Source organism: Rossellomorea marisflavi (assembly GCF_009806575.1).
GTDB classification, from domain to species: domain Bacteria; phylum Bacillota; class Bacilli; order Bacillales; family Bacillaceae_B; genus Rossellomorea; species Rossellomorea marisflavi_A.
In genome coordinates this window covers 67055-86744 of the sequence record NZ_CP047096.1, presented here as the reverse complement: position 1 = coordinate 86744, position 19690 = coordinate 67055, and the positions used below count along the sequence as shown (strand labels likewise).

General features: G+C 37.4%; 26 protein-coding genes. 25 read left to right on the top strand and 1 reads right to left on the bottom strand.

What is annotated here, in order from left to right:
• From D5E69_RS23100 to D5E69_RS23015, 20 genes are all read left to right on the top strand, one after another.
• Complete coding sequence (locus D5E69_RS23100; protein ID WP_200843193.1) at positions 1-1188, top strand: P-loop NTPase family protein; 1188 nt, start codon at positions 1-3, stop codon at positions 1186-1188.
• Positions 1182-2738, top strand: coding sequence for an ATPase, T2SS/T4P/T4SS family (locus D5E69_RS23095; RefSeq protein ID WP_159130486.1), 1557 nt, complete (start codon positions 1182-1184; stop codon positions 2736-2738). The genes D5E69_RS23100 and D5E69_RS23095 overlap by 7 nt, the downstream gene beginning before the upstream one ends.
• Entirely contained in the window at positions 2731-3711 is a 981-nt protein-coding gene (locus D5E69_RS23090; RefSeq protein WP_159130485.1) for a hypothetical protein, read from the top strand. Before D5E69_RS23095 ends, D5E69_RS23090 begins: the two co-directional genes overlap by 8 nt.
• A gap of 19 nt (positions 3712-3730) precedes the next feature.
• Entirely contained in the window at positions 3731-4633 is a 903-nt protein-coding gene (locus tag D5E69_RS23085; RefSeq protein WP_249931628.1) for a hypothetical protein, read from the top strand.
• Positions 4634-4850: 217 nt separating this feature from the next.
• Positions 4851-5003: a hypothetical protein gene (locus D5E69_RS23455; RefSeq protein ID WP_200843192.1), complete on the top strand. Its 153-nt coding sequence runs from the start codon at positions 4851-4853 to the stop codon at positions 5001-5003.
• A gap of 15 nt (positions 5004-5018) precedes the next feature.
• Positions 5019-5171, top strand: a complete 153-nt coding sequence (locus D5E69_RS23080; protein ID WP_159130484.1) for a hypothetical protein — start codon at positions 5019-5021, stop codon at positions 5169-5171.
• Positions 5172-5186: 15 nt separating this feature from the next.
• Positions 5187-5336: a hypothetical protein gene (locus D5E69_RS23450; protein WP_200843191.1), complete on the top strand. Its 150-nt coding sequence runs from the start codon at positions 5187-5189 to the stop codon at positions 5334-5336.
• 93 nt (positions 5337-5429) lie between these two features.
• Positions 5430-5786, top strand: coding sequence for a hypothetical protein (locus tag D5E69_RS23075; protein ID WP_249931627.1), 357 nt, complete (start codon positions 5430-5432; stop codon positions 5784-5786).
• An 18-nt stretch (positions 5787-5804) separates the two neighbouring features.
• Positions 5805-6284, top strand: a complete 480-nt coding sequence (locus D5E69_RS23070; protein ID WP_159130482.1) for a peptidase M23 — start codon at positions 5805-5807, stop codon at positions 6282-6284.
• Positions 6285-6632: 348 nt separating this feature from the next.
• On the top strand, positions 6633-7619 hold the full coding sequence (locus tag D5E69_RS23065; RefSeq protein ID WP_159130481.1) for a hypothetical protein: 987 nt from the start codon (positions 6633-6635) through the stop codon (positions 7617-7619).
• A gap of 21 nt (positions 7620-7640) precedes the next feature.
• On the top strand, positions 7641-9005 hold the full coding sequence (locus D5E69_RS23060; protein ID WP_159130480.1) for a hypothetical protein: 1365 nt from the start codon (positions 7641-7643) through the stop codon (positions 9003-9005).
• 71 nt (positions 9006-9076) lie between these two features.
• Positions 9077-10285: a CARDB domain-containing protein gene (locus tag D5E69_RS23055; protein ID WP_159130479.1), complete on the top strand. Its 1209-nt coding sequence runs from the start codon at positions 9077-9079 to the stop codon at positions 10283-10285.
• 110 nt (positions 10286-10395) lie between these two features.
• Positions 10396-10674 carry a hypothetical protein gene (locus tag D5E69_RS23050; RefSeq protein WP_159130478.1) on the top strand — a complete coding sequence of 93 codons (279 nt, stop codon included), beginning with the start codon at positions 10396-10398 and terminating at the stop codon, positions 10672-10674.
• A 102-nt stretch (positions 10675-10776) separates the two neighbouring features.
• Positions 10777-11289, top strand: a complete 513-nt coding sequence (locus D5E69_RS23045; RefSeq protein WP_159130477.1) for a hypothetical protein — start codon at positions 10777-10779, stop codon at positions 11287-11289.
• A 268-nt stretch (positions 11290-11557) separates the two neighbouring features.
• On the top strand, positions 11558-11920 hold the full coding sequence (locus D5E69_RS23040; RefSeq protein ID WP_159130476.1) for a hypothetical protein: 363 nt from the start codon (positions 11558-11560) through the stop codon (positions 11918-11920).
• A gap of 268 nt (positions 11921-12188) precedes the next feature.
• A complete protein-coding gene (locus tag D5E69_RS23035; protein ID WP_159130475.1) occupies positions 12189-12722 on the top strand; it encodes a hypothetical protein in 534 nt (177 codons plus the stop codon).
• Positions 12719-13147: a hypothetical protein gene (locus D5E69_RS23030; protein ID WP_159130474.1), complete on the top strand. Its 429-nt coding sequence runs from the start codon at positions 12719-12721 to the stop codon at positions 13145-13147. The genes D5E69_RS23035 and D5E69_RS23030 overlap by 4 nt, the downstream gene beginning before the upstream one ends.
• Positions 13148-13400: 253 nt before the next feature.
• Positions 13401-13634, top strand: a complete 234-nt coding sequence (locus D5E69_RS23025) for a hypothetical protein (RefSeq protein WP_159130473.1) — start codon at positions 13401-13403, stop codon at positions 13632-13634.
• 71 nt (positions 13635-13705) lie between these two features.
• On the top strand, positions 13706-14632 hold the full coding sequence (locus D5E69_RS23020) for a hypothetical protein (protein WP_159130472.1): 927 nt from the start codon (positions 13706-13708) through the stop codon (positions 14630-14632).
• 84 nt (positions 14633-14716) lie between these two features.
• Positions 14717-15778 (top strand): hypothetical protein, encoded by a 1062-nt coding sequence (locus D5E69_RS23015; RefSeq protein WP_159130471.1) that lies wholly within the window; start codon positions 14717-14719, stop codon positions 15776-15778.
• A 45-nt stretch (positions 15779-15823) separates the two neighbouring features.
• Here D5E69_RS23015 and D5E69_RS23010 read toward each other — a convergent pair whose 3' ends face one another.
• Positions 15824-16711 (bottom strand): helix-turn-helix domain-containing protein, encoded by an 888-nt coding sequence (locus D5E69_RS23010; protein ID WP_159130470.1) that lies wholly within the window; start codon positions 16709-16711, stop codon positions 15824-15826.
• 114 nt (positions 16712-16825) lie between these two features.
• On the opposite strand from D5E69_RS23010, the gene D5E69_RS23005 reads away from it, so the two are divergent.
• The 5 genes from D5E69_RS23005 to D5E69_RS22985 all read left to right on the top strand — a co-directional run bounded on the left by D5E69_RS23005 (position 16826) and on the right by D5E69_RS22985 (position 19673).
• Positions 16826-16966 (top strand): hypothetical protein, encoded by a 141-nt coding sequence (locus D5E69_RS23005; protein WP_159130469.1) that lies wholly within the window; start codon positions 16826-16828, stop codon positions 16964-16966.
• A gap of 294 nt (positions 16967-17260) precedes the next feature.
• Positions 17261-17608 (top strand): DUF6018 family natural product bioysynthesis protein, encoded by a 348-nt coding sequence (locus D5E69_RS23000; protein ID WP_159130468.1) that lies wholly within the window; start codon positions 17261-17263, stop codon positions 17606-17608.
• A 69-nt stretch (positions 17609-17677) separates the two neighbouring features.
• Positions 17678-18175 (top strand): single-stranded DNA-binding protein, encoded by a 498-nt coding sequence (ssb, locus tag D5E69_RS22995; RefSeq protein WP_159130537.1) that lies wholly within the window; start codon positions 17678-17680, stop codon positions 18173-18175.
• Between the two features lie 92 nt (positions 18176-18267).
• Entirely contained in the window at positions 18268-19332 is a 1065-nt protein-coding gene (locus tag D5E69_RS22990; RefSeq protein WP_249931636.1) for a DUF6094 domain-containing protein, read from the top strand.
• A 116-nt stretch (positions 19333-19448) separates the two neighbouring features.
• Positions 19449-19673: a hypothetical protein gene (locus D5E69_RS22985; protein ID WP_159130467.1), complete on the top strand. Its 225-nt coding sequence runs from the start codon at positions 19449-19451 to the stop codon at positions 19671-19673.
• The last annotated feature ends 17 nt before the right edge of the window (positions 19674-19690 follow it).

The following is a 19690-nucleotide window of genomic DNA, read 5'->3' as shown; positions in this document are numbered from 1 at the left end:
ATGATCATTGGAGTTTACAGTGCTAAAACAGCATATAAAGAACAATTTGAGTCCAGGGAAGAAATAGAACTAGCGGTGTTATCGGAGAAATTCAAAAATGAAACGGTTAAATTCGATGCTCTTCTGGTGGATGGTGCAAGTTTACCTTTTAGGGAGTTAGAAACTGCTAGGTATCTTTATCCGGATATCCCGATTTTTTATCAAATTTTTGAAGCGAAATCAGAAATCGCAATGAGGGATATTCACCGTATTGGGGCTGCTCAAAAAATTGCAATCATTAATGAGTACTACACCCTTGATCAAGTAATTGATGAAGTCATCACAGCGGTACTTCTCATCAATAACAAACCACAAAAAAGGGTTGTCACATTTTACGGGACTCATAGTTCAGTAGGAGTGTCTACGACCACCTTAAACGTAGCGCGATCGTTGTCAGCAAAAACAAGTGATCGAGTGTTGGTTCTCAGTCTAAATGCTTGGGATCCTGCCGATTACTTCTACGATTATAAAGGTGAGCACCTTAACGACTTAAAAGTTGATCTGAAAACGAAGTCTCTCACACCATTGCGACTTAATGAAGCTTTACACCAATACAAAGATTTCTATCACTTAGCTGGGAACAGGGATATAAAAATTCAGCGTTACTTCACACCAGAGGAAGTTAAACATCTTCTAGACGTAGCCAAAGAGTCCTTTGACATCATTTTAGTAGATGGCGGAACTCATTTTGATACAGCCATTGCTGCGCAAACATTCCTATCATCGGATTTGAAGTTCCTTGTGACCACACAAGAGGATAAAGGTTTTAGGGGGTACTTCCCATACGTATTTCAGCAAATGCTTGAACCTGTTGGAGGCAAGAAGGAAGATTTCATGTTGATTATTAATCGATTCCAGTCAAATATGTCCCTGATAAGCGAAAAGGATCTAGAAGCAGATTTAGAGATGAGCAGGTTGACCACAATTGCCGACATGGGGCCGCTTGGATCTATTTCGATTCGTCAGAACAACCTTATGTATGAAGAAGGTGAGACAGCTTATACGAAGCCCATAGATTCCATCAGTAATCTTATCATCGCAGAGGCTGGATTAGCTGAGAAAGTAATTGATCCTAGCTCAAACAAATCCAGGGGACTCTTAGGGATATGGGGGAACAAAAAGGCTAAAGGAGCTGAAAAGGTATGGTAAAAACCTTAGAAGCGGCTATCGAAGAAATTGAACTTGTTCCTTCGAATTCCAATTTAGATGAGGACACTCTTGGATTGGAAACAGCCTTTAATCCAGCAGATTGGATAGGGCAAGTATCTGAAGAAAAAGGACTTGGGAAGCAAGCCACAATTACAACCTTCGAGAGAAAAGTATCCTTCAAAAAAATTTGCAAAATCGTTAAAGACGAACTATATGAAAACAACGAGAACGAAGATAATGAGGGGAAAATTGCTCAAATGTTAGAGCGGCAGCACAAAGCCGTTATCGGGGATCGACATGAAATGTCCCGCTTCACCAATCAAATTACAGAAGTCTTAAGGAAACAAAATATCACTTCCAAAGATTATCCGGATTTTTATGGATCTCTTGCGGAGGCAGTATTTCATGAAGTATGGGGTGTAGGCATACTTCATAAGTGGGAGAAGTACCCAGATTCCGAAGCCTGTGTAATCAGGGGGACCGAACTGTGGATTGATATTAATGGGAAATTCGTTAAGCAGGATGAAACGTATGAAAATGAAGAAGCTGTAGAGCGTGTTAAGAGAGCCTTCTTAATCCGGATGAAAGACGCAGTTCTGAATGAACAAAAGCCAGAAATTGAAATCGAAAGGGAAGATGGATCACGTATTACAATGATCCAAAAACCTCGTTCGCGTGACAATTACGTTATGTTCAGGCGATTTGTTGTTCAGGATCTCTCTCTTCTTGAACAGTCCAAACGAGAAACAATTCCAGAACGTGATATTCCCATCTATCAAGCACTAAGCAAGGCAATGGTTAACATTGTTTTTGCTGGACGTGTCCGTTCTGCAAAAACCACTTTCATGAAAACGATGATTAGGGAGAGAAAGCCTGAGTATATTGGGGCAGTGATGGAGAAACATTTTGAGCTTGGACTGTCTAAACACTTTCCTGACAGACTTTTCTTTGAAGTCCAGGCTAAGGAGGGAGACCTTCATAAGGCAATGCCCCGCCTCCTTCGTATGGAACATGACTATATCATTGTCGGTGAAATCCGCTCACTGGAAACTGAGGCATATCTTCAAAGTTCAGAACGTGGGGAACGTGGCAACCTAACAACGTACCACCTTACCAATGTAGATAATGTTGTGGAACAGATTGCGCGGCATATCCTTGACGAATTCCCTACACGTAATATTGATAACGAAATCGCTAGGGTTGCTCAAAACATAGACATTGTTATTACGTTGAAAAGTGATCGAGATCGAAGACGGAAAAGGGTAATAGGTGTAACTGAGATAGTCTGGGATGAGAAACGTCGAATGCATTTTACTCAGGACCTTATAAGGTTTAGTCCCCTAACAAACAAATACTACTATTCATCTAAAATTTCGAAGGAACTGTTTATGAGCATGATGGAGGAAAGTGAAGAAGACGCAAAACGACTCCTGACACTTCTTAGCAAACGTGAGCAAGAATCAGGAATGTCTGAGTATCTAAACTTGAAGGATAACTCCTACGACTCGGTCTTGGAAGGTGTAGGGGAAGGAGAAACTATCTATGGATAGTCTAGTCACTTGGTTCTGGGCGAGTGGGACTCACTTGATCTTATACGTCTTAGCGGTATCCTTCGCCCTTTATACCACTAAGGAAGTTATTGCTCTTCCCTTAAAAGAAAAAATTAGTGAATGGCAGTACCGATCCAGGTTGAGGATTATAAAGACCGAAAATGAGTTTAAGACCAAACGAATTGAACATCCTTTCTTCAGGCACATTTATCTCCTGATAAAAGCTACAAGCTCCACTAAGTCTAATGGCGATGTAGCAGCATTCTACGTGGTAACCAGCTTACTTTCAGGGTTTACTTTTGTGGTAGCCTTCCTTAAATTCCAAGACTGGATAGGCGCCCTTCTAATTGCAGCATGTATTGGGGCAATTCCTTACTTAGCATTACAAATGAAGTTGCGTATAGTACGTAATAGCGTAAGTGATGAGATCTTAACGATTATCCAGACTATCACACAACAGTACAGCGCAAACTCATACGACATTTACTACGCGTTGGTGGAGTCGTACAAGGAAATTGAGAATAGAGAACTTAGAAGAGTCTTTACGCGACTTATCTCGGAGCTCCAAGTATCACGTAATGAAGACCAACTTAGGGAAGTAATAGAGATCTTTGTTTATTCTTCAAATTCTAACTGGGCTAAACGTCTTGGCAGCATACTCCTTAAAGCATATCTAACAAACGAAAATGTCTTAAATGCCCTATTAGTATTGTCAAGGCAGGTAGAACAAACTCAGGAAATGCTTGAGGAAGAAAAATCGCAATCTATGGATAGTGTGGCCAATGGATTTATTACAGTCCCTATATTTGTTGGGTCTATAGGATTGGGATACTATACATCAGGTGCTCAAGATTGGTTTAATCTTCAGTTCGATAATAATTACGCACTATCACTGTTTGTCGCTAGTTTAATAGGTGTGATCTTCTCCGTATTTATCAGCTTGATACTGAAAAAGCCTAAAAACGATTTATAAGAAAGGTGGGGAGAAGACATTGGAAAGTGTAGTTCTCTACAAGTTTATACCATATATCATTTATGGTATGGCAATTGTCTTTTCTTTAGGAGGCGGAGCCCTGGTGTACGCAGGGCTCTCTAACTCAACTGAGCGGCTTCAAACCCGTCTAAGGATGAGAAGTACCTTAAATAAAGGAAGGGCACTAGTTCAAGAATCAGCATCAAAATCAGCTGCAGAGGATTGGCTTAAAAAGGCCGGGAATCCATTAGGGTTAACCTCACTTACTTACCACATAATCTTCATTGTAGGTGCAGTCATTCTCCTCGGGAATTATGTATTTATTCCTTTTATTATGACGGGTGAGTTTAGCATAATTGCCTTTGCAGTAATCTTCATTGGGTTTCTTTTCTTTCTACCATCTATGCCATATTCATTGTTTGTCTTCTTCATGAAAAGGCTCGTTGATTTTCAGCAAGCAAAGAAAAATGCGGAAGTGTTCATGCTTTACGATCTGTTAATCAACGAACTACAGATGATGAAAGTGAGTAGAATCAATTCCTACAACTTGATCAAAGACTTACTTCCATACTTTTCAACCATCCAACCCTTTCTGGCTAAAACTTTAACAGAGTGGTCTAGCAATATTGGTCCTGATGCAGCATTGGAGAACTTAGGGAAGAAGCTTGGTACCAGAGAGGGAAGGTCATTGGTTTCTGTCCTTAAATCATTAGACAGAGTTGACCGGGTCACAGCAATAACATCCTTAAAAGGGATGCAAGAAATGTTCACGAGGGCCCAGATAGAGAATAACAGAAGGAAGCGTAAAGTTACTACCGATCTCTTAGGAATACCAGTGAAAGTAACTCATTTTCTAATCATCATCAATTTTATAGTTGTAGTAGTCATCATGGTCTCCAACGTGTTGAGTTCCAGCCATTAGGGAGGTGAGGTAATGAACACAAGCATAAGTACGTTTATGAAGATCGCGGTAACGGCGGTTACAATTGCTGCTCTCATATTCGGGTTAATGTACCCCAATGTTGTAGACATCTCCGATGACGTTGCTACTTACATTGGAAATAGTTGAATTATAGAGGCTCTAGCAGCTAGTTCATATAGATGAAATAAAAAAATCACAATATATTGGAGGAATTAAAATGAATCAAACCCTGTCCACGTTCTTGAAAATTGGAGTAACAGTCGTAGCAATCGGAGCTTTCCTATTTGGAGTTGCCTATACCCTTGTGGGTGGAGAAAGTGACCATTACAGCGGAAGAGTTACAGCTGTCGAATCAAAATTAGCAAAGTAAAAGAGGGATCTCTGCATGAACACATCGATCTCAACCTTTATGTCAATCGCCTTTACAACAATTGTATTAGTTGCCTTAGTGTTAGCAATCGTTTTTGGAGCTTTAGAAAGCAAAAACGATAGTCATCACAAGACACTGGAAACTCACCATCAATTACAAAAACATTAACCTGGAGGGAACATTATGAATCAAACATTATCTACATTTCTAAAAATCGGTGTAACAGTCGTAGCAATCGGAGCTTTCTTATTCGGAGTTGCTTATACACTCGTAGGTAACGAGGCTGATCACTACGGTGACCGAGTAACTGGAGTTCAAACTAAGTTAAAGTAATCTTGGAATTTCACAATGCTCACACTGCCGGTTTTATGCCGGCAGTATATCTTTTGAAGGGAGAGGTGAACACCTTTGAGTAAGGCGCTCGGAATGTGGATGACGTTGTTCCTTGTCATCAACTTCATGTTCACGCCAATACTATCCTACAAGGAAAGTCTTGAACGCGAAGCAGTTGAAGTCGTATTAAATGAAGGAGCCAGGAAAGCCGCAATTGAAGGTAGGTTTACTCCGGAAATCATTGATGAGATGAAAAGCACATTGGTAAATGACTACAATTTCAAAAAATCATCTATTACCTTCAAAGGAACACAAAGCCTGACTTCGAGGAATCAATATATAACTGGCAGCATTGAAGTACCTAGAGGATATATTTTTGTTTTAGACATCTTCAATCAGGGACCAGACAAGTTTAAAAAAGACATAAAGGTCCTAAGTGAACACATTTAGAGTAAGGGAGGCAAGACTATGGCTGAAACGATGCGCGCAGTGCTTCTTACCGTTCTATTCGCATTCATAATGAGCATTCAAATCAATTTGGATACTGATAAGACCGCTACTCGTCAAATGAAGAATGCTGCAGAGCTAGCCGTTCACGACGCATCCCTTGCTCTAGATTCTAATAGATTGGTTGAAGGGAATATCGTATTTGATCAAAAAAAGGCAAAGCAAAGTATCCAGGAGAGTTTGAAATATCATTTGGAACTTGACGACAGTCTCAAACCCCTGAAAAACTCCCTGTACCAAAAGAATATTACCATCGAACATTTGGAGTTCATAGACGATTCAAATGCCTCGTTTCCCTACAAATATACTAACTCCCGTTACGATATTGTAGACAATCTGCAAGGTCCAAGTGTGATCATGGTCATCAGTACAGATTCTCCAAGGTATTTTGCCGGTGATTCTATTAAAATCCGACAAGCATCTGTATATGAGTATAAATAACTATGCTTAAATTAGTAAAAAAGGTTCATATTCTCTCACTTTAGTCGAGATAAATATTGGAAACTACATATTTAATAATTGTCCAAAAATGTATAGTAATGCAGTTAATAAATTGCTATAGTGTAAATATAAGTATTACATTTCTTTTATTTGCAACTCAGTTGAGTTAGCGGTTTACACTACATAACTATATGCGGTCTTTGGACTAAAGGAAGTAAAAAGCAATTATGCTTTTTTCTCTCCCTTCGTCTGAAGACCGCTTTTTTATGTTTGTAAGATCGCTTCTTTGATGGGATCTATTAAAAGACATGTTGGACTTTATTAAAAAAACTAAAAGGTGGAGAGAAAATGAAAAAAATTCTAGGTGTACTAATGATGTTTACTTTATTCATGCTTCCAACACAAGCTTTGGCAGCTACAGGATCTTGCACAATGAGTATTTCATCAAAAAATGAAGGATACGACAACGGAGTTCAAGCTACAAATTACTGTAAGGGAGCTATTGTTGGGTTTTATCAAGGTGGATTGTTTCATTTGGATGGGGCTTATACCGGTCAAGTTAAGTATAGTGGACAACAGTTTAAAATTATCAGTCCCTTTTCTCCAAATGAGCATGAAGTTTTGACTGTGTATACGAAAGTGGTATCAGATCCAAAACCTGAGCCAAAGCCAGAACCGAAACCTGAGCCAAAGCCAGAACCAAAGCCAGAACCGAAACCTGAGCCAAAGCCAGAACCAAAGCCAGAGCCAAAGCCACAGCCTAAGCCACAACCTGAGTCTAAGCCGGCACCTAAACCAACAGCTAAACCGGAATCAAAGCCAAGTGCTGGTTCAAGTCCTTCTAAGTCAACCCAAAGTAAGTCTTCATCTTCAGATAGTAAGACAACGTCATCTAGCCAATCAAAACCAAGTAGCACTCAATCTCAGAGCTCAACAAGTTCTAGTAAATCGTCATCAACTTCTAAAGATGAGAAGAGTGATAATACAGGTTTAACTGTGACTGAGATCGCCTCTAAAGACGATGACAAAAAAGATGTTGTGAAGGATAACAAAGAGGAGAAAAAAGATTCAGACAAAGAAGACCAAATGGAAGAAGACAAGAAAGAGGACAATGAAACTGAAGAAAAGTCAAAATCAGATAGCGAGAACGTTTCTGAGGATTCAAGCAGCAAAGAACAGGCTGCTTCTGATTTAGAAACTGCCCAAGAAGAAAAAGGGTCAAAAGCTTTAATTGTCACTTTATCATCAGTGGCAGGATTAGGTTTGGCCGGTGGATTATTCGCATATTTCCACGGACCTACAAATAGCTGGGTCAGGAGATTGTTTAGAAAATAACCTATGTGAGGGGGAAGGATCATGAAGAAAAGAATAGTAAAATGGTTTTTAACTATTTCACTGGTTCTGACAGGTATGGCCGCTTTTACGTCTGAGACGCAAGCGGCGTACTCCCCCTATTCTGTTGAATCTAGTGTAAAGAACGCTTGGAATAATGGAACAGCTCAATTGGGGAGTAAGTCGAGTAGCTGGACAAGTGGAAAAAGGATTGTTTATGACGTTTATAGTAAGAAATTTGACAAAAATGGATACTCAATTGTTACAGGAGATTTTGATGGTGAGAATAAAAAGTATCTAAGATTCTATGGCTGGAGTGTACTAGCTGGCCATAAACATCATACAGCTTCCAACCAATCTACTCACATTGTCTTGAAAAAAGTGGGAAGTAATACGACCAAGATTTATGGAACCAAGCAAGGAACTTGGGATGCGACTAAGGATCTCGAGTACAACAGCCAAGGTTCTGGATTATACAATAGATGTCCTAACTCTGCTGTTAATAAGAACAATCTTGATTGTAATATGGAATACAATGATGTCACTTTTACAGCCTATATTCCTTTGGATGACTTATTTGAAGAAAAATTTGATCCGGCCCAATGGGCAATGTACCTGGTCAAACGTGTAGATAAGCAAATTGTTTATACTCCCTTAATTGTTCCTTTCGATTTTAATGAAGTTGGATTCAACGGAGGAAAGGTTGGGTTAACAAGCGGGGTAGATGCAAATAAACTTCGAATGAATGACTATCCTGTACTTCGAAGGGATTATCCAAGGCAACCAGCTAAGGATACACCAAGCCTATACTTCAAAGAAGGAAGTTACTACACAAGAATTGATGCCGATGAGTCGGACACAGCCATTTGGTACGGTGTATCATATGGAGGCACTAAGAAGTGGGCCAATACTACGTACTGGACGTTCGGTGGGGACCAAGCAGTCCTAAAATACGTGCCACCTTATCCAAACCTTTATGGAGGAGATACTCTCATCCAAGATAGGAATGGGAAAGATGTAACGGAATTTGAATATGGGGAACCTGTTACCGTTAGAGGGTACGTACATAGTGATACTAAAATAGGTAATGTAAACCATACTCATTTACTTAACGGTAAGTCTCAAGGAAACATCAGAACCGCTGATTATCCAGACAAAACCGGATCGACTCGTATTATAACTAAGACATACACTGATCTCATGCCAGGTACCTATAAAGTAAAAGCGCATGCGGACTACGACAACAAGATTAAGGAATCCAATAAAGCAGATAATTATTCAAAAGAAGTTACATTTAAGGTCAAGCCGCGAAACCTTTATGGGGCTGAGACCAAAGTTTACAATGTAGATAATCAAGAACAGTACAAATTTGAATTGGGGATACTGTAAGGGTTAAAGGTAATATTAAAGCCGATGCCCCAATTGAAACAGTCAACCACACTCATATCTTAAATGGTAAGATGCAAGGGAATGTCCAATCGATAGATTACATGGACACAAGGAGTCGATGGATTAGTAAAGATTATAAAAACTTACCTCCAGGCTCATACGAGGTATATGCCTTTGCGGATTACGACGATCGCATCAAGGAATCCAATGAAGATGATAACTATTCGTCCAAAGTGACATTTACCATACAGGATACGAATTTAACTGCACAGAGCATTGAACTTTTGAGCAAGGATAGAAAGCCGGTTCAATTTCTCACTAAAGGCGAGGAATATGTTGCTAAGGTGATTTATCAAAACACCGGGGAAACCACTGTAAATGAGCACCAGGTGTCCTTAGAATCGGGGAATAGCACCTTAAGCACAGTTTCAGTTGGTAAGTTAGCTCCTGGATCTAAACGAACTACCTATATTGACTTTTCACCGGTCAAGTCGGGGAAGCAATTATTTACTGCATTTGTTGATAGTAAGGATGATATAAGGGAATCAAACGAAGATGATAATAAAGTTTCAACAAACATCCATGTAAATACTAAGCCGGAAATCACAATATCATATACTCCAGCAGAAGTATATGAGGGGGACAAGGTCAATGTTTGTATAGTCCCAACAGATGAAGATAATGATCCTTTGAAGGTTACTATAGAAATGGATAAGCGATCTACGGGTTATAAGCAAGTCCATTCTCAAACCGGTGTAAAATCTGGCCAAAAAATCTGTTATGTAATTGATAAAGCCGAAGTTGGAAAATATAGCTTTAAAGGAACAGTAGATGATGGCTACAATGACGCAGAGGCTACTATTTCATTCAACGCGCAGCCGTTAACTATCCGCGGTGAGGTGAACCACACGGCAACATGGTTAAAAAGACATTTAGAAAGCGGAAATGACCCAAGTGAGTTTTATAGTGGTGAAAAATTCATCTTGATCGCTCATACTACTAAGTATCCTATAAGCAATCTGACGGTAAAAATGGATGCTAAGCAAGAAAAGGGTTCGAGCTACACACCTACCATTAATATCAAACCAACTAATACTGGTAAGCATGAGGGTGAACATGAAGATCCTTCATTACTAGAACCAGGAACTACACTTAAATCAGGTCCAGTTACATTTGAATTTAAAGTAGTTTATCAGAATGGTGTTGTTAAAACCGATAAAGTAACTGTACAAATAATTGGGGATGTTTACGATTTATTTAAACTCCATAGAAAATACTAAATTCCAAATACACCTTTAAGAGGTGTATTTTTTTGAAGTAATTAGTAAAATTTATAAGAAGTTTAAGCTAATATTCATATGAGAAGTATTATTTTTAAGGGGAAGAGTGTATGACTAACAAATCCTATGAGGCTGAATATCTTCCTTGGAAAGAAGAGATTCATGTTTATGAAAGAGTACAAACAGTGCATGGAACAGATGAAATAAGCGTTAAATTTTATGATGTTAATGAAAAATACGCTATTATACACACTATTGATGGCTGTTATTTTTGTGCCGATCCAATTGCTGGTACGGAATGTAACATGAAGATATTTCAAAATGGTCGGTTGAGAATGGAGGTATCGAGTGCTACTGATCCGAAATTTGAGATCTCCTTAAATATTTAACTAGTACTTTGTCGAAAAATAGATTTAGATTTTTATAGCAAATAAATGAAATATATGGTAATTTTAGAAATGGTATAAAAGTACTAATTAGGGAGAACTGTAATGATTGAAACAAGAGAAAATATTATTAAAATTTTGGCCGGAAAATATTTCGAATTCTTAATTTCATTAAAGTATGAAGATCATTTATACATGAAAGGGATTAATGAAGGTCAACGTAAATTTTTAACTAATCTTCATATTTACTTAGCCACACAAAATCTACCCAGGGGATATAAGAATAAGTTATATACAACAGACTATATTACAAACCGGGCCTTAGACAAATTAAAAGTGAAAGATTTTAAAGGGTTAGAGTATGAACATCTTGTTCCTAAAAAACAATATATTCAAGATGTTTGTGAGTCTAGGGCTAAAGAAGGGACGCTTAATCAGAAGTTTGTGGAAGAGATACTTAACATGTATTTATGGACGGCTACAGTAACAAAAGAGGAGCATGATTTATTGTCTAGTAGAGTAATGCCCTCTTCTTGGGATACAAGCAGTATAGCCGCTCGATATGAAGCTGCTGGCATAAAACTATTGATTAATGAGAAGAATACTTATCTAAGTTAATTTGGAGCCACTCGTATTCTAAGTGTCTGAACAATTGGATTCAAGTGTGTAACGGTTAGACATTTGGGTATATATAGATTGAGGTATATGGTAACTTCTTAATCTTTATAAATTGCAAAAAAAGTCTATAATGAATGATAATACATTCTGTTATATTGGTAAGATTAAAAGCTTTTTATATATTAGAGAATTATTATGGGATTTAACAGTCCCCCCATATATGTCAAGTATAGTTAAGGTAATTATATTTAAAGTGGGGGTTTTATAAGTGTTCTCAACTGCTCGTAATCACAAGCCAATTATGAAAGGCGATCAACCTATGGCATTTAAAAGTAAAAACTATATTTTCAGGAAAAGTTACCATTATCTAGATCACGAAACCGCTTTAGAATTGGCATGTATTATTGAATACACATCCGCTGAAATTAAAGACAGAGAGTCTCAATCAGTAGATCCGTTGGAGTACGATTCTAGAGAAGTTTCTTTATTTGAATTACCCAAAGATGTTGCTAAACGGGTTATATCCGATAAAAAATTTAGAGTTGAATTTCCTATTAGTTGCAGCAAAGTAAAAGAATTAAGAAATGAATCGAATCTATTCGATATAGGTATTGAAAAGCTTGAAGAATAGGGATAAAGTGTTGAAACCGAGTATGACGAATAGTATACTGAAAATATAAGAATTTACCTTTTATTTTTCAGCGACCACTTCGGTCAGCAGGTTAATTAAACACACACGAAAGCCTTTGGGCCTGGTACATACTTTTTTAAGTATATGCCTCTGCTCAAAGGCTTTTTTTGTGTTTTAAGAAGGGTAATTCTTAATCCATTTTGGAAAGGGTGCTTTGACATGAGGAAAGAAAGAATTAATTGTATGTGCGTGGATGGGAGCGGTTTGTATGTTTAAATTAACTACATTTGCTGCTGTTCATCCACGTGAACTCGAGAGTGCTTTAAGAGGTCTTCATTTTCGTCCAGTAAAGGGTGGGTATGAATGGAGTATTGACGGCCATATCTTTAGGATTCAACCATTTGGACCTAAGGGAGAGCATCAAGAAGCGTACGGATATAGAATCCACTTTGATGGCCTGATTGATGGTGGATTGTACCTATTCGAAATGAGTATGGCTGGATTTAAACCAACTATACAAGCAGTCGAATTTGATATGATTCATCCTGAAAAAACGCAAGCAGTATGGATCAGTGATTTCCTTAGAAGACCTTCCTTAGAACCAGGCGGTATGAGGGGGATATTTTCTAAAGGAAAAGTGGGGATTATTTGTTTACCTGATCACTCGGTAAACATTCAATTACGAATTAAAGGTAAAGCAAGCAAATTACCAGTGTTACTAAGAGAGATTGAATCCGTCAGGAGTGAATTGCAACCTGAGGACTTCAATCTCTTTTCTTATGGGGAAGGTGTAGCGGGATGACGTTTGATTTCTTTACAAATGACCATCAGTTTAAAGTTACAAATACCTGCGTGTCTAAGAATGGTGAGGTAATAGCAGAAGGTCATATCTTTGTATTTTACCTAATGTTGGGCCATCCAGCTTACATAATTGTAAATGGGAATGGACCACAACCTCCGGTATATATAAAGACACCACTAGTTACGAGCATTCTCCCACATCAAGAAGTTTATGACGGAGAAGTAAATCCTCAAAAATGGCTATTCGAAGTTAACTTTAAAACCTATGAGTCAGGTGACTGGAGCTCTAAAAAGTACACTTGCTCGACTGTTGATGAATATCATGCGACGGATTATATAAAAAGCATCTTTCCAGATGCTCGAGAACTTATTGTGAAGGTACATCAAAAACTAAACCGGTCGAAAGAGGGTAATATATTTGCTTAATCGATTTGAAATGTTCTATGCAGCCCCATCAAATAAACAGAGGCTACTTCATTCCCTAAAGAAAGATGGAGAATACCTAGCTTTTAATCCCAAGCAAGGGTTTATCTACCGACTGCAGGTTGGGATATCAAACGGTCTTCCAGTCTTAATAAAGGTAAGTATTAAAAACGGGTTAGTTAAAGTCCTCGATGTCTTTCTGGATAAACAGCCAGCTTTGTCATGAAATTAAATAAACTCCAGGGAGAGCGATAAGATGCCATATCAAGCTTATTGTGTAAACGAGGATTCTTCCGTTAGGGAAAAGGATCTTATCGATAAAAAAGAACTGTCTACTTACGTAGAAGAAAACAAAAATATGATGGCCATACACATTTTGAATGAGTCTGGAAATGTAGAGTTGATCTTTAGGAAAGGAAAACTCTCATTTATAGACAATCCTTACGAACATGATTGGCTTAAAAAATATTATAAGAGAAACGTCAATTAAAAGTTCACCCCCTTCTAGCAGGGAAAGAATCCACTCCCTTAGCTAGATAAAGGGAGTAGTAGGAGTGTTTTATGAAAGACATGTTAGATTATAGTAAATTATCTAATGTGCAATTAGACCTTTTTGAAGATAAGCCAGGATACGCAGCATTAATCATGGAGGAGTTTATTCGTCTTAAACACTACCTTAAGCTGAAGACTTTAAAAGGAAATATAGATATGATTAAAAAACAATTTCGTTATCATCTCGAAACCTCTGAAAATAAACGTCATGAACTTGAGGAACACAATTTGGTCTGTAAGTTTACCACCAAAAAAACTGGAACTACAGATTATCTAAGTCTTAATGAGTTTCTTTATGATCATTTTGGACAACTCTTTGTAGATATGGCAGAAGTTAAATATGAAAAAATAAAAGATAATAACGAACTTTTAGAGCTAGTTAAACCTTACCAAAATCCAGTTAGTTTCTTTTGCGCCCCAGCTTTTAATAAGGCGGGAAAAGAGTTAATTAAACCTAATCTAAATAAATACACAAGACTAGGGATGGAGGAGTTAGCAACTAGCTTAAATGCGGTGCTACCAAAGGCAGAAATGTATGACAGTCAGTATGAAGAATTAAAAAACGAAATGATGAAATGTAGCATTATACAGACTTTGGCCATAGAAACGGATGAAAAGGTAAAGAAGGATTTAAAGCGACTTCTAAAACATAAATATGGATCGGTAAGTTTGAGATTTAATAAACCAACCTATGATTCTGAGGAGATATATAAAAAACTTGGAGCAGACTTTTTAATCCAATATTCTCAACCTGATGCAAAATTATTAAAACAGAATATCATGAAGGGTTGGATAAAAGAGAAGGACGTAGAAAAATTTAAGACCATCCATGATATTGAAACTGAGTTTACAGTCATGAGGTTGGACGTCGATCGGCGGATTAGGACTATGTATGAAAGCCAACTTATACGGTATTCGTTACAGAGAGCAAATTAATAAAAATTCATAAGAGCTACCACTAAGAGTTTATGCGAAAGCATCAATTTCTTAGTGGTTTTTATTTTGAGGGGAGACATGAATATGTCATTGGAGCAATTAACCTTATTTGAAGATGAGAAAAATTTCCGCGAGCATCTTAAATATAGGAATGGAGTCTTTAAGTCCAAAGAAGAAATTATAAATGAACTCAAGAGAGAAGGGAAAGAAAGGATTTATCACGTTTTATCCTTTGGTGGCGGAACGCAGTCTGCTCATTTGTATGATTCCCATTTAAAGGGTGAATTGGATTATAAATATGATTTAGTCATCTTTTCAGATACCGGTGCTGAACCCGATTTTATTCATGAACAGGTTGCCTGGTGGAAACAAAGAAAAGAACAATTTAAGGATACAACCCCGTTTCTCTGTACTCATCATAAGAGTATGAAAGGGGGCTTAGAAGAAATGTTATTCCGCTATCTTCAGACGGATTACCAGAGGTATCAAATGGTTACTTATTTCAGTAAATTGGATCCTTTAACCGGCCAAGAAGTTCCTGCTGGTTTAACCAAGAGACAGTGTACGATTGACTTTAAAATTGTCCCTGTTAAGCAAGCTGCACGGAAATGGGTTATGGAGTCTATTGGTTTAGATCCAAATAAGCGGATGCCGAAAGATGTTGCCTTTATTATCGATATAGGTTTTTCATATGATGAAATTAGAAGGATAAACACTTACAAATCTCCTCAATTCAAATACATGTATCTGTCCTATCCTCTAGTGGAAATGGGGCTTACTACGGATGAAAGTATTCAGTTTCTTCAGGAAAACAAGTTTCCAATGAAAAGATCACGATGTTACTTATGTCCATTTAACTGTGATAACAGGGAGATAGGAATGGATTGGGGTGAAATAATTCGTGATGAGGGCTTGTCTTTTCTTAAGGCTTGTTACTTTGATGAAGAGTTAAGGCGCGTGTTAGCTGAAGGGAAAAAAGCATTAACAAATATTCCATACTTTCACTACAAGCGGATACCTTTAAGAGAAGCTTATCCCGAGGATTATAAACGATTAAAGAACGAATATCAGGAACATCTTGAAACATGGATAGAGTCCTGGAGTGACTTAATAAAGAAGAAGTATTCAAGAACAGTTGCATCATGATTTTAAAAAGATATTGCTTCCACAAATGTGGGGCAATATCTTTTTTTATTTCTCCTGTGTCTCTTTAAGGGCATTTAAAGACCGTTCGACTAAAACCTCATGATTTATTAAACTATAGCTGTAAAAGGCATTCTGGAAAGAAATGTGGGCATCCTCGTATGAATCCATGTCATAGAAGTTTATACCCTTTAAATAATGGAGATCTCCAAGAAGATAGATGAATTCATTATCTAAACATAACTCTATACCTTTATTCACTAATGAGATTGTATGGGTAAAATCTTTAAGCATATTGGTTAATCTGGCATAATTGTAATAAAACCTTACTATAAATTTAGAGTCATCAACCTCCATGTGACTATTAATAGAGCGTTCCACCTCTGTATAGATCATTAGAGCATCGGTATATTTTTTTTCGTCACTATATATAATTGCTTTACTAAGTAGAACTTCTAGATAATAGTCATAAATGATTCCAGATCTCCTGTTGGAAAGAGTTAAAGCTTCATCTAGCGTATTTATTGCACCTTCAAAGTCCTTTTGTAAATAATATTTTCCTACTCCTAAATGCCATAATAAAAATTGTCTTTCCTTATTACCTTGGAACGCAGGATTAGACAATTCAATATTTACATTTTTTAAAATGAAGTGGTAATCCCTTTTAGATGCTGCCTTTCTAATCTCAAAAATAACCTCTTTAACATAGTCATCCTGCTCCATCATTTCTGAAGACTTATAGAAGGATTCAGGATCTACACCTAGCTTCTTACATAATCCAAAATAAACTGGCAATGTAGGGGCATATTCTCCTTTTTCTAACCTACTGAGGTACCCCTGAGTACAGACACGATCACAGAGCTCTTTTTGGGTTAGACCTAAGGACTTACGTGTATCTTTAATTTTCTTACCAAAATTAGCTGGTTGCATATTCATAATTGATCACTCCTACTCTCCAATGGGAGATGATTGTATATTAATAATAGTAAAATATTCTTGTAAATGAAATGTATGTTAATCTATAAATGACATTATTAAAGGAGGTATAGAATGAAAAAGAAACTAATTGCAATAGTTCTGGGTTTATCAATTGCCTTCGGTTCGTATACAAGCATAGACTCTGGTGCTCTGTATAAAGAATCAGGTAAGGTCACATTATCAAAAATTGATCGTCCGGACGGAGTACATTAAAAAGCATTAGTAGAGAGAGCAGCCAATATGTAATTTGTCTATAATATAGAGCTGCCGTAAAAAATACCAAACTAAACCAATAATGACTTGAGTAAAATAGATATGTTCGTTATACTGTAAGTATATTACCTTTCTCTTATCTTTTTTTGGCAACCAACTTGGGTTAGCGGTTTAAAATTTAACTTTTGAGCTCTTTGGAGCGTCTAACATACTTTACTTAGTATGTAATTAGACGTTTCGAAGAGCTCTTTTTGCGTTTTACGCAAAAAAACTTTCGAAAGGGTGTTTTTGACAATGCAATTAGCAGAACTATTAGGCGGTAAAAAGGATGTTGTAGAGGAACAACGTATAGCAATGAGAGTTATTCCGCAAAGGAGTAAGGTAAAAGCTGAATTAATCTTTAGAGACGGATCTAAGCGCTTCTACAGATGTAAAGCTCTTACCAAAAATGAAGCGGTGCCTGAAATTCTAGGTTTCGTGGATTGTATGCAGAAAGCAACTGGAGACACGGTTGCTTGGAGATTCTACGATGAGAAAGACACGTACCATCTAGGTAGCAATTTAACCAAATCTTATTCAAGGAAGTCGTTTAAATCAAGATGGAATTCATTAATGAATTATTTTTTTGACTTAGAAGACTAATTGGATTCGGTTGACCAAAAAGAGAGAGGTAATTGAATTTATTAAAAAGGGGAAATTTAAATGTCCGGCATGAACCGAGTTGTATTAGTGGGGCGACTTACCAAGGATCCCGAACTGAAATATACGCCATCTGGAGTAGCAGTCTGTTCCTTTACTTTGGCAGTGAATAGAAATTTCACTAACCAAGCTGGAGAAAAAGACGCTGACTTTATTAATTGTATTGTTTGGAGACGTCCTGCTGAAAATGCTGCGAACTTTCTTAAGAAAGGAAGCCTGGCTGGTGTTGATGGAAGAATTCAAACACGCAATTTTGAAGGGCAAGATGGGCGCCGAGTGTTTATGACAGAGGTCGTAGCTGAGTCTGTGCAATTTCTAGAACCTCGAACAACTCAGAATGCAGGGTCCAATAATTCTCAAAGGGGAAATAACAATTCCCAAGGGTCCCAGAGAACTTCATATAACAATCAAAATAGGCAGCAGAACAATAATTATACTCGAGTAGATGAAGATCCTTTCGCAAATGATGGACAGCCGATCGACATTTCTGATGATGATTTACCGTTCTGAATCAATTAACTGAATAAGTGTTTTAAAGAAGTGCTATTTCATTTTGAAGTAGCACTTCTTCTATTTATCAAACTAATAAGGGTGGAAACGTTATGAGTCATTTAGGTAATAAGTTAAGAGCGGGTTTCTTTGCTACACCAACCAGGCAGGGTGAACTTTTAAAAAAGATCCTATCGTTTCCTTCTAGTTGTAGCATATTAGATCCTACATGCGGAGAAGGAGATATACTCAAACAGCTTTCAGCGAATCAGGAAGTATCCATCGCTACTTATGGAGTTGAGTTAGATAAAGGAAGGGCGGATAAAGCAAAAGAGGCGTTGAATCATTGCATAAATGCCCCTATTGAGAGTATGGTGATCAGCAATGACTCATTTGGATTATTGTATCTGAATCCCCCTTATGATTTTGCAATCAAAGGAGACATCGATAATTCTGCAGATCGTAAAGAGTACTTAGAATTAGTTCGGAATGCTAGATATCTTCAGCCAGGGGGAGTGATAGTTTATGTTATCCCTTCTTACCGGTTCTCTGATAATAAAATAGCGAGATACTTAGCCACTCACTTTGAACAAGCCGGTATCCTCCGCTTTTCAGATGAAGATTATGATGATTTTAAGCAGTGTATATTTATTGGCCATAAAAGAAAAGAGGCTTATAAAAAAATAAATGAAAAGCTTTACAGTTTCTTATTGAAGATGCAAAGTGAGTCATTTATTTCAGAAAACGTTACTCCAATTAACATGTTAGTTGGTAAACATGAATGGTTAGTACCTTCTAGCCCTTTAACCATAAAGACTTTTTACACAAAGTTAAGTAACAAATCAGATTTCACAGAAGCGATCAGGAGTAGTAAAGGCTTTAAAGCTTTTCAGGAGCGCTCTAAACCTAAGTCGCTTGTGATTGGGGGTAATCCTATTATGCCAATAGCACAAGGCAATATGGCCCTTCTACTGGCTTCAGGTGGCGTCAATGGACTTATCGGTGAAGGAGATAATCTTCATGTCGTTCAAGGGCTTGAAATTGTCTCTAAAATTAAAAATGAAGACAAAATGAAGCATGATAATGGGACCGTAACGACTAAGGTCACAACCAGGACAAAACGGGAAGCATCAGTTAAAGCAATTAGCCCAAGTGGAATCATTAAAAAATTTATTTAACAGTAAATAGGAGAAGATTATGAGCGATTCTAAGCTGAAATTACTAGCAGCCTCTCTATGTGAAATAGGAGTCAAGGCGAGTGTAGTTCAAATTAAATTCAAAGGGGATATAACCAATGAAAACAGGACCAATGAAAACTACAAGCCGTCTATTAGAACTTATCCAGGAAATTGAACGTAATAATAATGACTTGGGGTTATTCTTTGAATTCAACGGGTTTAGTATATATTTTCCTACAATTGATGAGGAGGCTACGTATCCAGTAGATCCTGTTAGTTACTATGGAAAGAATAATATAGCGAGTTACGTACTGTCATATTTCAACCTGAAAAGGAGATAAGACATTAATAAAAACTT

Bases quoted from the DNA above. Each gene is read 5' to 3' on its own strand.
- D5E69_RS23010 (WP_159130470.1), bottom strand. From the start codon at position 16,711: ATGAATATGCAACCAGCTAATTTTGGTAAGAAAATTAAAGATACACGT.
- D5E69_RS23070 (WP_159130482.1), top strand. From the start codon at position 5,805: ATGGCTGAAACGATGCGCGCAGTGCTTCTTACCGTTCTATTCGCATTC.
- D5E69_RS22985 (WP_159130467.1), top strand. From the start codon at position 19,449: ATGAAAACAGGACCAATGAAAACTACAAGCCGTCTATTAGAACTTATC.
- D5E69_RS23000 (WP_159130468.1), top strand. From the start codon at position 17,261: ATGCAATTAGCAGAACTATTAGGCGGTAAAAAGGATGTTGTAGAGGAA.
- D5E69_RS23080 (WP_159130484.1), top strand. From the start codon at position 5,019: ATGAACACATCGATCTCAACCTTTATGTCAATCGCCTTTACAACAATT.
- D5E69_RS23075 (WP_249931627.1), top strand. From the start codon at position 5,430: ATGTGGATGACGTTGTTCCTTGTCATCAACTTCATGTTCACGCCAATA.
- D5E69_RS22990 (WP_249931636.1), top strand. From the start codon at position 18,268: ATGAGTCATTTAGGTAATAAGTTAAGAGCGGGTTTCTTTGCTACACCA.
- D5E69_RS23045 (WP_159130477.1), top strand. From the start codon at position 10,777: ATGATTGAAACAAGAGAAAATATTATTAAAATTTTGGCCGGAAAATAT.
- D5E69_RS23455 (WP_200843192.1), top strand. From the start codon at position 4,851: ATGAATCAAACCCTGTCCACGTTCTTGAAAATTGGAGTAACAGTCGTA.
- D5E69_RS23065 (WP_159130481.1), top strand. From the start codon at position 6,633: ATGAAAAAAATTCTAGGTGTACTAATGATGTTTACTTTATTCATGCTT.
- D5E69_RS23050 (WP_159130478.1), top strand. From the start codon at position 10,396: ATGACTAACAAATCCTATGAGGCTGAATATCTTCCTTGGAAAGAAGAG.
- D5E69_RS23035 (WP_159130475.1), top strand. From the start codon at position 12,189: ATGTTTAAATTAACTACATTTGCTGCTGTTCATCCACGTGAACTCGAG.
- D5E69_RS23060 (WP_159130480.1), top strand. From the start codon at position 7,641: ATGAAGAAAAGAATAGTAAAATGGTTTTTAACTATTTCACTGGTTCTG.
- D5E69_RS23055 (WP_159130479.1), top strand. From the start codon at position 9,077: ATGCAAGGGAATGTCCAATCGATAGATTACATGGACACAAGGAGTCGA.
- D5E69_RS23450 (WP_200843191.1), top strand. From the start codon at position 5,187: ATGAATCAAACATTATCTACATTTCTAAAAATCGGTGTAACAGTCGTA.
- D5E69_RS23100 (WP_200843193.1), top strand. From the start codon at position 1: ATGATCATTGGAGTTTACAGTGCTAAAACAGCATATAAAGAACAATTT.
- D5E69_RS23095 (WP_159130486.1), top strand. From the start codon at position 1,182: ATGGTAAAAACCTTAGAAGCGGCTATCGAAGAAATTGAACTTGTTCCT.
- D5E69_RS23030 (WP_159130474.1), top strand. From the start codon at position 12,719: ATGACGTTTGATTTCTTTACAAATGACCATCAGTTTAAAGTTACAAAT.
- D5E69_RS23020 (WP_159130472.1), top strand. From the start codon at position 13,706: ATGAAAGACATGTTAGATTATAGTAAATTATCTAATGTGCAATTAGAC.
- D5E69_RS23025 (WP_159130473.1), top strand. From the start codon at position 13,401: ATGCCATATCAAGCTTATTGTGTAAACGAGGATTCTTCCGTTAGGGAA.
- D5E69_RS23005 (WP_159130469.1), top strand. From the start codon at position 16,826: ATGAAAAAGAAACTAATTGCAATAGTTCTGGGTTTATCAATTGCCTTC.
- D5E69_RS23015 (WP_159130471.1), top strand. From the start codon at position 14,717: ATGTCATTGGAGCAATTAACCTTATTTGAAGATGAGAAAAATTTCCGC.
- D5E69_RS23090 (WP_159130485.1), top strand. From the start codon at position 2,731: ATGGATAGTCTAGTCACTTGGTTCTGGGCGAGTGGGACTCACTTGATC.
- ssb (WP_159130537.1), top strand. From the start codon at position 17,678: ATGAACCGAGTTGTATTAGTGGGGCGACTTACCAAGGATCCCGAACTG.